Source organism: Streptomyces sp. NBC_00568 (assembly GCF_026341855.1).
GTDB lineage: Bacteria > Actinomycetota > Actinomycetes > Streptomycetales > Streptomycetaceae > Streptomyces.
This window is the reverse complement of sequence record NZ_JAPENW010000001.1, coordinates 1,704,464-1,718,061: the sequence shown is the minus strand read 5'-3', so window position 1 is coordinate 1,718,061 and position 13,598 is coordinate 1,704,464. Positions and strand designations below refer to the sequence as shown.

The 13,598-nt window shown below is 70.3% G+C and carries 12 protein-coding genes and 2 tRNA genes; 5 read left to right on the top strand and 9 right to left on the bottom strand.

Annotation, left to right across the window (positions count from 1 at the left end; genetic code table 11):
• Positions 1 to 13: 13 nt before the first annotated feature.
• The 3 genes from OOK38_RS07285 (at position 14) to OOK38_RS07275 (ending at position 2,654) form a co-directional block, all read left to right on the top strand.
• Positions 14 to 87, top strand: a tRNA-Met gene (locus tag OOK38_RS07285).
• 229 nt (positions 88 to 316) lie between these two features.
• The gene (locus OOK38_RS07280) at positions 317 to 2,167 is read left to right on the top strand and encodes a sel1 repeat family protein (protein ID WP_266762542.1); all 1,851 of its coding nucleotides are present in this window, start codon (positions 317 to 319) and stop codon (positions 2,165 to 2,167) included.
• Between the two features lie 413 nt (positions 2,168 to 2,580).
• Positions 2,581 to 2,654 (top strand) — tRNA-Met (locus OOK38_RS07275).
• 273 nt (positions 2,655 to 2,927) lie between these two features.
• On the opposite strand, the gene OOK38_RS07270 is transcribed toward OOK38_RS07275, so the two are convergent.
• Positions 2,928 to 3,353 carry a Fur family transcriptional regulator gene (locus tag OOK38_RS07270; RefSeq protein WP_266762544.1) on the bottom strand — a complete coding sequence of 142 codons (426 nt, stop codon included), beginning with the start codon at positions 3,351 to 3,353 and terminating at the stop codon, positions 2,928 to 2,930.
• 127 nt (positions 3,354 to 3,480) lie between these two features.
• On the opposite strand from OOK38_RS07270, the gene OOK38_RS07265 reads away from it, so the two are divergent.
• The gene (locus OOK38_RS07265; protein ID WP_323178840.1) at positions 3,481 to 4,950 is read left to right on the top strand and encodes a catalase; all 1,470 of its coding nucleotides are present in this window, start codon (positions 3,481 to 3,483) and stop codon (positions 4,948 to 4,950) included.
• A 94-nt stretch (positions 4,951 to 5,044) separates the two neighbouring features.
• Here the strand turns inward: OOK38_RS07265 and OOK38_RS07260 are convergent, their stop codons facing one another.
• The 4 genes from OOK38_RS07260 to hisN all read right to left on the bottom strand — a co-directional run bounded on the left by OOK38_RS07260 (position 5,045) and on the right by hisN (position 8,906).
• Positions 5,045 to 5,437, bottom strand: a complete 393-nt coding sequence (locus OOK38_RS07260) for a cyclic nucleotide-binding/CBS domain-containing protein (protein WP_266762546.1) — start codon at positions 5,435 to 5,437, stop codon at positions 5,045 to 5,047.
• A gap of 304 nt (positions 5,438 to 5,741) precedes the next feature.
• Positions 5,742 to 6,248: a hypothetical protein gene (locus OOK38_RS07255; RefSeq protein ID WP_266762548.1), complete on the bottom strand. Its 507-nt coding sequence runs from the start codon at positions 6,246 to 6,248 to the stop codon at positions 5,742 to 5,744.
• A gap of 839 nt (positions 6,249 to 7,087) precedes the next feature.
• Complete coding sequence (locus tag OOK38_RS07250) at positions 7,088 to 7,834, bottom strand: hypothetical protein (RefSeq protein WP_266762550.1); 747 nt, start codon at positions 7,832 to 7,834, stop codon at positions 7,088 to 7,090.
• A 271-nt stretch (positions 7,835 to 8,105) separates the two neighbouring features.
• A complete protein-coding gene (gene hisN / locus OOK38_RS07245) occupies positions 8,106 to 8,906 on the bottom strand; it encodes a histidinol-phosphatase (RefSeq protein ID WP_266762552.1) in 801 nt (266 codons plus the stop codon).
• Positions 8,907 to 9,196: 290 nt separating this feature from the next.
• Between hisN and OOK38_RS07240 the strand changes: the two genes are divergently transcribed.
• Entirely contained in the window at positions 9,197 to 9,805 is a 609-nt protein-coding gene (locus OOK38_RS07240; protein WP_266762554.1) for a TetR/AcrR family transcriptional regulator, read from the top strand.
• Between the two features lie 54 nt (positions 9,806 to 9,859).
• Here the strand turns inward: OOK38_RS07240 and OOK38_RS07235 are convergent, their stop codons facing one another.
• The 4 genes from OOK38_RS07235 to OOK38_RS07220 form a co-directional block, all read right to left on the bottom strand.
• Positions 9,860 to 10,183: a multidrug efflux SMR transporter gene (locus OOK38_RS07235; RefSeq protein WP_266762556.1), complete on the bottom strand. Its 324-nt coding sequence runs from the start codon at positions 10,181 to 10,183 to the stop codon at positions 9,860 to 9,862.
• A gap of 125 nt (positions 10,184 to 10,308) precedes the next feature.
• Positions 10,309 to 11,322 carry a ribosome small subunit-dependent GTPase A gene (rsgA, locus tag OOK38_RS07230; protein WP_266762558.1) on the bottom strand — a complete coding sequence of 338 codons (1,014 nt, stop codon included), beginning with the start codon at positions 11,320 to 11,322 and terminating at the stop codon, positions 10,309 to 10,311.
• Positions 11,323 to 11,338: 16 nt separating this feature from the next.
• Positions 11,339 to 12,679, bottom strand: a complete 1,341-nt coding sequence (aroA, locus tag OOK38_RS07225) for a 3-phosphoshikimate 1-carboxyvinyltransferase (RefSeq protein ID WP_266848244.1) — start codon at positions 12,677 to 12,679, stop codon at positions 11,339 to 11,341.
• A 146-nt stretch (positions 12,680 to 12,825) separates the two neighbouring features.
• Positions 12,826 to 13,557, bottom strand: a complete 732-nt coding sequence (locus tag OOK38_RS07220; RefSeq protein ID WP_266762562.1) for a M50 family metallopeptidase — start codon at positions 13,555 to 13,557, stop codon at positions 12,826 to 12,828.
• Positions 13,558 to 13,598 lie beyond the last annotated feature (41 nt).

Here is a 13,598-nt window from a genome sequence, read left to right as displayed (position 1 = left end):
TGCAACACAACGGCGCGGGGTGGAGCAGCTCGGTAGCTCGCTGGGCTCATAACCCAGAGGTCGCAGGTTCAAATCCTGTCCCCGCTACTGAAGTCGAAGGCCCGGATCCAGATCATGGATCCGGGCCTTCGACGTGTGTGACGCCACGCCGGGGCGCCCCTGGTGACCTGGCGACTCGTGTGAAGTGCCGCGACATGCGAGGGGAGTTGGGCGATCTGTGTTTGACTTGTCTCTCTGTGGGCATGTCGACAAAACGCTGAAGTGACCTCACTGGCTGCGGTATACCAGGTGTACCCAGGTTGCAGGTGGTGCGACGATGGACGTTATGGGGGACAAGGCAACTCTGTTGGATACAGGGCGGTTTGCGCAGCCTGCCGACTTTGTGCAGCCTGCGGATCTCACGCAGCCTTCCGACCGGGACGAGACCGGCGAGGCTGCCGAGGAGGCGCGCCAGTGGTCGGCCGCCGAAGCCGGCGACGTCGAGGCGATGAGCGTCCTCGGAGCCATGCTGCTGCGCCGCGGCGATCTCGACGCAGCCGAATCCCACCTGCGCGCGGCCACCGCCGCCGGTGACCGCGCGGCCGCCAACAATCTGGGTGTCCTCCTGCACCAGCGCGGATACCCGGAGGAGGCCGCCGGGTGGTGGCGGATCGCCGCCGTCGCCGGTAGCGCGGCCGCCGCGCACGCGCTCGGCCGGTACCACCGCGAGCGCGGCGACGAGCCCGCCGCCGAGTACTGGCTGCGCCAGTCCGCCGAGCAGGGCCACGCCCTCGGCGCGTACGCGCTCGCCGATCTGCTGGAGCACCGCAGTGATGTGGGTGCCGAGCAGTGGATGCGGGCCGCCGCCGAGCGAGGGCACCGCGAGGCCGCGTACCGGCTGGCGCGAACGCTTGATCGCAAGGCCCTGGACTCGGGTGAGGCCGTAGGTGACAACGGTGTCATCGGTGCCGCGGGTGAGGATGCCGAGCAGTGGTACCGGCAGGCGGCCGCGCGCGGGCACCGGAGGGCCGCGCTGCACCTCGGGGCGATCCTGGAGAAGCGGGGCGACCTCAAGGAGGCCGGGCGCTGGTATCTGACGTCCGCCAAGGACGGGGAGGCGCGTGCCGCTTGCGCCCTCGGGTTCCTGCTGCGCGACGCCGGGGACCCCGAGAGCGCCGCCGTCTGGTGGCTGCGGGCCGCGCAGGACGGGGACGGGAACGCCGCCAACGCGCTGGGCGCCCAGCACGCCGAGCGCGGTGAGACGCAGACCGCCGAGCGGTGGTACCGGGCCGCGATGGACGCGGGGGATGTGAACGGCGCGTACAACCTCGGACTGCTCTGCGCCGAGCAGGGGCGGACCGCGCAGGCCGAGCAGTGGTACCGCAGGGCCGCGTACGCCGGTCATCGGGAGGCCGCGAACGCTCTGGCGATCCTGCTGCTCCAGGTCGGCGACGCGGCCGGAGCCGAGCCGTGGTTCTCCAAGGCGGCGGAGGCCGGGAGTGTGGACGCCGCGTTCAACCTCGGCATCCTGCACGCCGGACGCGCCACCGACAGCGATGACGCCGCCGCGCTGCGGTGGTACGAGCGGGCGGCCGCCGCCGGGCACACGGAGGCGGCGCTCCAGGTCGCCATCGCCCGGCTGCGGGAGGGCGACGAGCCTGCGGCGGAGCGGCATCTGCGGTGCGCCGCGGGAGGCGGCAGCGCCGAGGCCGCCTACCGGCTGGCCGCCGTGCTCGACGCCCGGCGCCCGCCGGCGCCCGCGCACGAACTCGGGGAGCCCGCGCAGGAGAAGAGCGAGTGCGAGGAGTGGTACGAGCGGGCGGCGTCCCAGGGGCACCGGCGTGCGCAGGTGCGGGTCGGGATGCTGGCCGCGGCGCGGGGCGACGTGGTGGAGGCGGCCCGTTGGTACCGCGAGGCCGCCGAGGCCGGGTCGCGCAACGGCGCCTTCAATCTCGGGTTGCTCCTGGCCCGCGAGGGGAGCGAGCCGGAGGCGGCGCTGTGGTGGACCCGCGCGGCCGACGCGGGGCACGGGCGGGCGGCCCTTCGGCTGGCGCTCGTGTACGCGCGGAGCGGGGAGCTGGCGGAGGGGCAGCGCTGGGCCGACCGGGCCGTGTCCCTGGGGCCGGCGGAGGTCTCCGAACGGGCGGCGCGGCTGCGGGACGCTCTGCGGGAGGAGCTGTCCGCGTGAGGTGCGGCGGGCGGCCGGGTCGCGAGGCTCGGCCAGGGCCCCTGTCCGGCCTGAGACCCGCGCCGGGCTCCGTTCCGAGGTGAGCGGGTCCGCCTTGCCCTGGCTTGAGCGTCCCCGGCCCTGGCCTGAGCGTCCCGAGCTCCGCCTGAGCGTCCCGAGCCCCGGCCTGAGCGTCCCGGACCCCGACCTGGGCGTGCGGGGTCCCGGATCGGCCTCAGCGTGTGGGTGCGCCCTTGGCTGGGCAAGGCCGGGGCCTGTTTCGGGTTGAGCGTGCGGGGCTCCCCTTCGGCTCGCTCCGGCGTGCCGGCGGCCGTCCCGCCCGGGGCAGAACAGGGCCTCAAGAGCTGCCTGCGGAGTGTTCGATCAAGGGATTTGCGCTGGCCACAGAGTTGACGTACTGTTCAGTTCATCGACGCGGGGTGGAGCAGCTCGGTAGCTCGCTGGGCTCATAACCCAGAGGTCGCAGGTTCAAATCCTGTCCCCGCTACTGAAGGCCGAGGGCCGGAATCCGAAAGGGTTCCGGCCCTCGGTGTGTTCCCGGGCCGTGGAGCGGAAGCGCTCCGCCGAACGCCGAACGCCGAACGCCGAACGCCGAACGCCGAACGCCGAACGCCGAACGCCGAACGCCGAACGCCGAACGCCGAACGCCGAACGCCGAACGCCGAACGCCGAACGCCGAACGCCGAACGCCGAACGGCGGGCAGAGGGCAGCGGAAAGCCCCGGCGCGCGTCGCGTGCCGGGGCTTTCGTGTGCGTGCTTCTATGCCGCCGTTGCCGCCGCGCAGTTCGGGCAGACGCCGCGGTACGTCACCTCGACGTCCGAGACCGTGAAGCCGAAGCGCTCCGAGTCGGGGAGGTCGGTCAGCGGGTTGCCGATCGGGTGGACGTCGCGGATCGCGCCGCACTGGGCGCAGACCAGATGGTGGTGCGGCCGGTGCGCGTTCGGGTCGTACCGCTTGGCGCGCTTGTCCGTGGCGACTTCCAGCACCTCGCCGAGCGAGACCAGCTCACCCAGCGTGTTGTAGACGGTCGCCCGGGAGATCTCGGGCAGCTTGGCCACGGCCCGGGCGTGCACCTCGTCGGCCGTCAGATGGACGTGATCGCCGTCGAGGACCTCGGCCACGACACGTCGCTGCGCGGTCATCCGCCATCCACGTCCGCGCAGTCGTTCCAACAGGTCACTCATACAGGTCAGCGTAACAGCAGGTGAACCAGATCCCGAACAGGTGTGACTTTAGAAGCTGAATTGACTTAGACATTGTCTAATGTAAGGTCAGGGTTCGGTAGTGGCCAAGGGGGCCGGACCGGCCTGGATGACGCTGGAGGCGCACGTGACGCAGGGACCGCTTACGACGGAGGCCGGTGCGCCGGTCGCCGACAATCAGAACAGCGAGACCGCGGGCGTCGGCGGGCCCGTCCTCGTACAGGACCAGCTCCTGCTGGAGAAGCTCGCGCACTTCAACCGGGAGCGCATTCCGGAGCGTGTCGTCCACGCGCGCGGTGCCGCCGCGTACGGCACCTTCACGCTGACCCGTGATGTCTCGCGGTGGACCCGCGCCGCGTTCCTCTCCGAGGTCGGCAAGCGGACCGAGACCTTCCTGCGGTTCTCGACGGTGGCCGGGAACCTCGGATCCGCGGACGCCGTGCGGGACCCCCGCGGCTTCGCGCTGAAGTTCTACACCGAGGAGGGCAACTACGACCTCGTCGGCAACAACACCCCGGTGTTCTTCATCAAGGACGCCATCAAGTTCCCCGACTTCATCCACACGCAGAAGCGCGACCCGTACACGGGCTCCCAGGAGGCCGACAACGTGTGGGACTTCTGGGGCCTGAGCCCGGAGAGCACCCACCAGGTGACCTGGCTCTTCGGCGACCGGGGAATCCCCGCCTCCTACCGGCACCTCAACGGGTACGGCTCGCACACCTACCAGTGGAACAACGAGGCCGGCGAGGTCTTCTGGGTCAAGTACCACTTCAAGACCGACCAGGGCATCAAGAACCTCACCCAGGCCGAGGCCGGCCGGCTCGCCGGTGAGGATCCCGACTCCCACCAGCGCGACCTGCGCGAGGCCATCGAGCGCGGTGACTTCCCGTCCTGGACCGTGCAGGTGCAGATCATGCCCGCGGCCGAGGCGGCGACGTACCGCTTCAACCCGTTCGACCTCACCAAGGTGTGGCCGCACGAGGACTACCCGCCGATCGAGATCGGCAGGCTGGAGCTCGACCGCAACCCGGAGAACATCTTCGCCGAGGTCGAGCAGAGCATCTTCTCCCCGGCGCACTTCGTTCCGGGGATCGGGCCCTCGCCCGACAAGATGCTCCAGGGGCGGCTGTTCGCGTACGGGGACGCGCACCGCTACCGGGTCGGGATCAACGCCGACCATCTGCCGGTGAACCGCCCGCACGCCACCGAGGCGCGCACCCACGCGCGCGACGGTTTCCTGTACGACGGCCGCCACAAGGGCGCGAAGAACTACGAGCCGAACAGCTTCGGCGGCCCCTTCCAGACGGACCGGCCGCTGTGGCAGCCGGTCGCGGTCACCGGTGGCACCGGTGCCACGGCGGCCCCGGTCCACTCCGAGGACGACGACTTCGTGCAGGCGGGCAACCTCTACCGCCTGATGTCCGAGGACGAGAAGGGCCGGCTGATCGAGAACCTGGCGGGCTTCATCGCCAAGGTCTCCCGTGACGACATCGCCGAGCGCGCGATCGACAACTTCCGTCGGGCTGACGGTGACTTCGGCAAGCGACTGGAAGCCGCCGTCCGGGCCCTGCGGGGCTGACCGCGGGCGACGGGTGTGACGGGTGCGCCTGTCTACGGTGGGCGAGCGGGCCGGAGTCCCGGGTTCACCCCGGGACTCCGGCCCGCTCGTGTGCTCAGGCCGGTACGTTCTGCCGCGCGGGCGCCCAGCAGCGGATGATGTCGCGCACCGAGACGATGCCGACCGGGCCGCTGCCGTCGAGCACGATCAGGTGCCGGAAGCCGCCGTGCGACATCGCGGACGCGGCCTCCTCCAAGGTCCAGGAGGATGCCGCGAAGACGACGTCGGTGGTGGTGTGGCTGCCTGCGGTCTCGGAGTCCGGGTTCTGGCCGTGGGCGAGGGAGTTGAGGATGTCGCGCTCGGTGAGGATGCCGAGGCCGGAGGAGTCCTCGTCGAGGACCACCGCCGCGCCGACGCGGCGTGCGGACATCAGACGGGCCGCCTGGCGGAGCGTGTGTGCCGGGCCGATGGTGAGGACCACCGTGCTCATGGCGTCGCGAACGAGCATGGGCTGGAGCCACCTCCTTGGTGATCCGCCGGCTCCTCGGCTCCTTGGTGGAGCGCAAAGAGAAGCGGTTCACAAGTTCACAAGTGGGGGAGCTCTCAGGGTCGCAGTTAAAGGGAGGGTCAACAAGGGGGCGTGTGCCGTGAGTTCGGGGGCGCCCGGGGGTTACTCAGCAGTCCCGGGCCGGCCGGGGCTGCTCACGCGTCGCGCCGGTACCGCCGGTGCCGACTGCTCCGGCCGCTGAGGTGCGGCACCTCTTCGCGTGCCGGGCCGGCATGCGCAACGCACCCGCGAGGCCGGATTCCGATCACGCCATGCCGAACTTCACGACCAGGCTTCCGGTCCGCGCCTCCTCGTTCGTGATCCTCTTCTTCGCGTGCCAACCGACCTGCACCGTGTACGAGTTCGATCCGCCCGGCACGCCCCGCACGGCGATCGGGAAGGCGCACCTCGCGAAGGCGTCGTAGGCGCCGCTTCCGAGTGACCCGGTCGCGACGACCCGGCCCGCCGAGTCGAAGACGGTCACCGGCGCACCCTTGTCGAGGTCACCGAACTCCTGATCGCCGCTGCAAGGCCCCGAGGCTCCTGAGCTGCCCCCGATCTGCACCTGCCCCACCAGCGTGAACGCCTGGCCGTCCCCGGACCCGGAGAGATTCCACGCCAGGGCGACGGCACCCGAACCGATCACGAGCCCGGCCGCCGCCGACGCCGCCACGACGCCCCACCACCGATGCCCCCGCGCAGGCTCTGCCGGTGCCGGTGCCGACAGCGACGTGGCCGGAATGGCTCTCTCGGCGAGCGATTCATCAGACATATCCGCAGCATGGCATCGAGCGGCAACGCGGTGCGTCACAGTCACATCACGGCTACGTACGTCCGTCCCCCGGCCTTGCGGGACCTGACCGACGCGTCGTGCGCCGGTCAGGTCGGCTGCAGTCGGCCTTCTCGCGGCGGCCTGCCGGGAAGAACGCCAGACAACGCGGAACGGCCGGGCCCGGGTTGACCGGACGTCACTAGTACCGCTGGTATTGATCTGACTGTCCGGCAGGGTGCGGCATCGTTCTGCACCCGGCCGGAGATCTGCATTTTGTGGTCGTCGTTGGTGGCTGTTGCAGGTCCCCGTCGGACGGCCCACGGGCGGCCCAGCGTCAGGGGTAGAAGGCCTTGCTCATGCGGCGGCGCAAATCTGCCGATCGGTAGATTTACGGTGGGTCGAACGCGAAGTCGCTGACATCCGCCCCAACATGACTCGGGCCCACGTCACGTGGATGAGGCTGCCTGCTTCTCGTCGTTCGGCGTGGCCTTCGAGTCGGCTGCTATTGCCAGCACGAGCGCTCCCGGCACTTCCGACCGTTTCCCGTCGTCCAAGCTGTCGTCTCGCAGTAATCGCTCCGCAGCCAAGCGCCGCGAAAGCGCCAGAGGCTGATCGAAGTACGCCCGCAAATGGCTGGCGGCTGTCTCCTGTGATTTTACGAACGTCCGGCTCACATAGAACGAGCAGGCTTGGCCTAAGCGCCGCCAGTAGACCCGCTTCGAGCACTTCCTTCAGTGGCGTGGGTATCGCCCTGCGGCGTGACGGAGACTGCACGACCGTTGTCGCCTATCGTTGCGGCTTGCTGCACACGGTCGTAGTTGCGCGCCGTTGTTAGCCGGTCAGTACAACTGGCCTTCGGTTGTGGTTCTGAATCGGCGTTTCTGGGGAAAACGTTCTTGCTCTGGGTCAAGGAAATCGATCAAGTCCATCAAGGCAACCTGCAGGTCAACCAGGCGCGGATGCCGTCCCGGAATTGAAGCCAATTCTGTGACACTGGCGGATAGGCGTGCGAACCAGTCGGCGAACTCTGGATCCGATTCTAGTCGTGTGCAGAACTCTGCATATCCCATGCAGTGATCTTTATCATCCGCTATTACGAGTTCCCCGATGGCTCTCTGGTCGCTGCGAAACAACTGGAAGTGCCGATCTGGGTAGCCGTCGCTGTTCAGGACGGCGCCGATACGGGTAGACAGGGCTACAAGCTGACGATTGGCTTCTTTGTTGCCGAGATCAAGGAAATAGATACGGTGCCTGAGGATCTCGACCCATCCAAGGTATTCGGCAAGTACATGCAGGGTGCTGCGGATTGCGTACTGTCGGTCGCGGGATTCTGTGAAGTGAATTCGCAGAAAGTACCCATTGACAATATTGAAGAGGCGGGACTGAAAGTCGAAGGCGGCCCAGAGTAGTGGGTCGCGAAAACGGCTCATCACGTCCTGTCGCTCCAGCGCGCGACGGTGCTCGACCTTCTGTCGCTCCAAGTCGTTTGCGAGAAGCGAATTCTTCCTGTTCGCTTGAGTGCTGTAGGCCGCGCTCACCAGGGCGACAATCCCGGAAAGGGTTGCCACGAGCAGTTCCGTATTCATGGAATTGCCACCACACTAAGGAGAATTAGGCAAAAAGCGTGAGATTCTGTTCACCAAGACTCCTGACTACCCAAGGTAGCCATCGGCGCAAACAGGCTTTGCGCCGAACGAAGTGCTCGGTTTCCGGCTCACGCTCATGCGCCGCCGGCGCCGTGACTGTCGGTCGACGGCTCTCTGGTCAGCGCCCAACGCGCTGACGCTGCTCGCGGCCCCATGACGGCCCAGTGACTCTGAGGGAGGAGGGAACACCCAGGTCAGGCCGTAATCGGCCTTAGTACCGCTGGTTGAGATAGCCCAGCATCTCGTCGTGGAGCAGGCCGTTCGACGCGGCCGCGTTGCCGCTGTGCGGGCCGGGGCGTCCGTCGAGGCCGGTGAAGGAGCCGCCCGCCTCGGTCACCACGATCGCGGTCGCCGCCATGTCCCAGAGCGACAGCTCGGGTTCGGCGCAGATGTCCACCGAGCCCTCGGCGACCATCATGTAGGGCCAGAAGTCGCCGTAACCGCGAGTGCGCCAGACCGCCTTCGTGAGGTCGAGGAAGCCGTCGAGGCGGCCCTGGTCCTCCCAGCCGGACAGCGAGGAGTACGCGAAGGACGCATCGGCCATCCGCGAGACGCTGGAGACCCGCAGACGGCTCGCCGAGGACAGGCTGCGGCCGGTGAAGGCGCCGTGCCCCTTCGCCGCCCACCAGCGACGGCCGAGCGCGGGGGCGGAGACGACGCCGACGACCGGCTGGTAGCCGCCCTCGCCCGCCTCCATCAGGGAGATCAGCGTGGCCCAGACGGGGACACCGCGGACGTAGTTCTTGGTGCCGTCGATCGGGTCGATGACCCAGCGGCGCGGGCCCGTGCCCTCGATGCCGTACTCCTCGCCGAGGATCGCGTCGCGCGGCCTGGCCCGCTGGAGCTGGCCGCGGATGAGTTCTTCGGCGGCCTTGTCCGCCTCGCTCACCGGCGTCATGTCCGGCTTGGTCTCGACCTTCAGGTCGAGCGCCTTGAACCGGTCCATCGTCGCGGCGTCGGCGGCGTCCGCCAGGACATGGGCGAGGCGCAGGTCATCGCGATAGTCGGGCATGGGTGAACCGTATCTGCCCGCGTCGGGACGGGGCTACACAGGACGGGGATCATCGCGGGGGCAGGGGCAGGGGCAGGGGCAGGGGCAGGGGCGGGGGCCGGGGCCGGGGGTCGGGCCGGGGGACCGGTGGCGGGCCGGGGTGCTGCCGCCGGGGACGGTGGCGGGGGCTCGTGTCCGGGGCCCGGATGCGTGCGGGTCCGTACGCGCGCCCCTCGGAGCCGCCGCGAACCCTTGACAGTGCTTCAGTACGCGTCAAATCTGGCTGCAGAGTCGCTCGCCCCAGGGAGGCGATGATGCCCGCAGCGCGAGAATCCCTCTTGGACGCCGCCTATACGGCGCTGGTGCGCCGGGCGTGGTCCGCGGTGCGGATGGTCGATGTGGCCGCCGTGGCCGGGGTGTCACGCCAGACGCTGTACAACGAGTTCGGGAGCAAGGACGGGCTCGCGCGTGCCCTCGTACGGCGGGAGGCCGATGCGTATCTCGCCGGGGTCGACCGGGCCCTGGCCGCCCATACGGACGCGCGGGAGCGGTTGGTCGCGGCCGCCGAGTGGACCGCCTCGGCGGCGCGCAGCAACGCGCTGGTGCGGGCGATGCTGACCGGGTGCTGGGGCGAGCGGCTGCCCTCGCCCGCGTTGTCCGCCGTGCCCTCGTCGTCGGCGGTGCCCGCGCAGCGGCGGGCCGACGGGCCGTTGCCCTCGCCCACCGACTTCGTGGCGCTGGTCCGTGACCGCGCGGTCACCGCCCTGGCCCTGTCCAGGGCGGACACCCCCGAGGTCACGCGGGCGTGCGAACTGGTGGTCCGGCTCGCGCTGTCGTGGGTCGTGGCGCCGCCCGCCCAGGGAGGGGTCACGGAGCTGGTCAAGGCCGCGCTGGCGCCGTCGCAGCGGCTCGGGGTCTGAGCGCCCCGGTGCGCGTGAATCAGTGCTCGGTGCACCCATCCCGACAGCGCGTGATCAGTGCGCCGACCCCGACAGCTGGAGCCCGATGACGCCGATGATGACCAGGCTGATCGAGACGATCTTGAGGACGGAGACCAGGTCGTCGAGGAAAATCATGCCGTAGATGGCGGTGCCCGCCGCGCCGATGCCGGTCCACACCGCGTACGCCGGACCGACGTCGAGCTTCTTCAGGGAGAGCGTCAGCAGACCGAAGCTGCCGAGGGCGAAGACGCAGAAGGCGACGGTGGGCCAGAGTCTGGTGAAGCCGTGCGAGAGCTTCAGGCAGACGGCGAAGCCGGTTTCGAGCAGTCCCGCCACAACGACCAGCAGCCACGCCATGTCGTGTCCTCCCTCATCCGCACGTCGACTGCTTCGGCTGGCCCGGATCCGGCTCGGTGCGATTATGCATTCACCGGCCGGGAGAAGCCCTTACCGACGGCGGGCGCACGCAAACACGGGAGACGTCAGTCGCCCTCGCGGCGTTCCCGTGTGGCCAGCAGCCGGCGCAGCGAGTACAGCCGTTGCGGGTCCGCGTGGCCGTCCGCCACCCACTGGTCGAGCGCGCAGTCCGGCTCGTCGTGACTGCACGCGCGGGGGCAGCCCTCGGTGCCGGGTACGAGGTCGGGGAAGGCGTGGATGACCCGGGACGGGTCGACGTGGTTCAGGCCGAAGGACCGGACACCGGGGGTGTCGACGAGCCACCCGCCGGCACTGCCCGCCAGCGGCAGGGCGAGCGCCGAGGTGGTGGTGTGCCGGCCGCGGCCGGTGACCGCGTTGACATGACCGGTCGTCCGGCGCTGCTCCGGCGGCACCAGCGCGTTCACCAGGGTCGTCTTGCCGACGCCCGAGTGACCGACGAACGCCGTGATCCTGCCGACCAGTTGCTCACGCACCAGGTCGGCGGCGGCCTCGCTCTGCAGCTCGTCGCGGCTGGTCACCACGTACGGGATGTCCAGCGCGCCGTACAGCTCCAGGAACTTGTCCGGCGGGGCCAGGTCCGACTTCGTCAGGACGAGGAGCGGGGTGAGACCGCCGTCGAAGGCCGCCACCAGACAGCGGTCGATCAGGCGGGGGCGCGGCTCGGGGTCGGCGAGGGCGGTGACGATGGCGAGCTGGTCGGCGTTGGCGACGACCACGCGCTCGTACGGATCGTCGTCGTCGGCCGTGCGGCGCAGTACCGAACCGCGCGGCTCGATGCGGACGATGCGGGCGAGGGTGTCCTTCTCGCCGGACAGATCGCCGACGATGGCCACCCGGTCGCCGACGACGGCGGCCTTGCGGCCCAGTTCGCGGGCCTTCATCGCCATCACGACGCGGTCCTCGACCAGGCAGGTCAGACGGCCCCGGTCGACCGTGAGGACCATGCCCTCGACGGCTTCCTCGTGCTTGGGGCGGATGTTCGTACGCGGACGGTTGCCCTTGCGGTTCGGCCGCTGGCGGATGTCGTCCTCGTCGGTGTTCTTGTTGTAGCGGCGCATGATCCAGGTCCGCCCGTCAGTTCCCGAGCATTCCGGTCCACAGGTCGGGGAAGTCCGGCAGGGTCTTCGCCGTCGTCGCCACGTTCTCGATCTGGACGCCTTCCACCGCCAGCCCGAGGATCGCGCCGGCCGTGGCCATGCGGTGGTCGTCGTACGTGTGGAAGATGCCGCCGTGCAGTCGGCGCGGCCGGATGTGCAGGCCGTCGGCGGTCTCGGTGACGTCGCCGCCGAGTTCGTTGATCTCTTTGGTGAGCGCGGCCAGCCGGTCCGTCTCGTGCAGCCGCAGATGGGCCACGCCGCGGAGCGTGGAGGGGGAGTCGGCGAGCGCCGCGACCGCCGCGATGCCCGGGGTCAGCTCACCGACCTCGCCGAGGTCCACGTCGATACCGTGAATCGCACCCGAACCGGTGAACTCCAGTCCGCTCTCGGTCAGTTGGCAGGAACCACCCATCTCGGTGAAGATCTCCCGCAGCCGGTCGCCGGGCTGGGTGGTGTGCGCGGGCCAGTCGGGGACGACGACCGTGCCGCCGGTCACCAGCGCCGCCGCCAGGAACGGCTGGGCGTTCGACAGGTCCGGCTCGATGATCAGGTCGCGGCCGAGCAGCGCGCCCGGCGTCACCCGCCAGACGTTCGGCTCGCCGCCCGACTCCGGGGTGTCCACCTGGGCACCGACCGCGCGCAGCATGTCCACGGTCATCCGGATGTGCGGCATGGACGGGAGTGTCGAGCCGGTGTGCCGGACCTCGACGCCCTGGTTGAAGCGCGGGCCGGAGAGCAGCAGGGCGGACACGAACTGGGACGACGACGACGCGTCGATCTCCACCGGGCCGCCGTCCAGGGCGCCACCGCCGTGCACCGTCAGCGGCAGCGCGCCGCGGGCGTCGTCGTCGATGCGGGCGCCGAGCAGGCGCAGCGCGTCGATCACGCCGTTCAGCGGACGCTCGTACGACCTCGGGTCGCCGTCGAACCGGATGGGGCCGTCCGCGAGCGCGGCGACCGGGGGCAGGAAGCGCATCACGGTGCCCGCGTTGCCGACGTCGACGGTGGCCGGGCCGCGCAGGCCCGAGGGGATGACCCGCCAGGCCTCGCCGGAGGCGTCCGGGCCCGCCGCGACCGTCGAGCTGGAGGCGACCGTCTCCTCGATGCCCACGCCCATCGCGCGCAGCGCGCCGGCCATCAGCAGGGTGTCGCGGGAACGGAGCGGGCGGCGCAGCCAGCCCGGCTCGGAGGCCAGCGCGGCGAGCACGAGAGCGCGGTTGGTGACCGACTTGGACCCCGGCACGTGGACCGTCGCGTCGACGGCTCCGCTTGCGTGCGGGGCTGGCCAGAGGGCGGTGTGGGCGGGGTTCACGGTCATGCGCCCCACTTTAGTGGCAGGGCGCCGGGCAGCCGCGGGTCCGTCACGCCCGGCGGCGCCCGCGCAGGGTGGTCCGGCGCGGCGCGTCCCCGCAGGCCCGCCGACGGCTGCGGCCCAGCTCAAGGACCCTCGGCCGTCGTGCGCGCTCACACCTCGAGGAGCCAGCGCCCGCCGCCCATCAGCGAGCACAGCGACACGGCGTGGAAGAGGAACAGCCAGAGCCCGGCGGGTACGTGGGTCAGCCGCGACAACTGGTCGGCGTCCGAGTCGCCCGCGTTGCCCCGCATCCGCTTGGCCTGGAGTTCGAAGGCCGGGCGGACGCCGCCGAGGAGCAGGAACCACACCACGGCGTACGCGAACGCGGCCTGCACCTGGGGTCCGGCGAGCCAGGACACCAGCAGGAAGGTGCCGCCGGTGAGGATCACGGTGAGCGCGCCGTACGCGTTGCGGATCATCACCAGCATGGCTATCAGCAGGACCGTGGCCAGCCACAGCAGCAGGGTGATGTGGCCCGCGCCGAGCAGCGCGGCGCCGCCGAGGCCGAGCAGCGGGGGAGCGGTGTAGCCCGCCGCCGCCGTGAGGATCATGCCGAGGCCGGTCGGCTTGCCGCGGCTGACCGTGAGGCCGCTGGTGTCGGAGTGCAGCCGGATGCCGCTGAGGCTGCGCCCGGTGAGCAGGGCGACCAGGCCGTGGCCACCCTCGTGCGCGATGGTGATGGCGTTGCGGGAGAGGCGCCAGACGCCGTGCGGGACGATCACCGCGAGGGCCGCGACCATGGTGGCGATCACCACCCACAGATCGGGGTCCGGCTGAGTGCCGAAGACCTCGTCCCAGAGGGAGGCGAGCGAGGCCAGCGAGGTGGATGCGGTGCTGTCCATTGTCGGCGGTGGCTCCCTCTCGTAACGCGGAATCTGGCAGT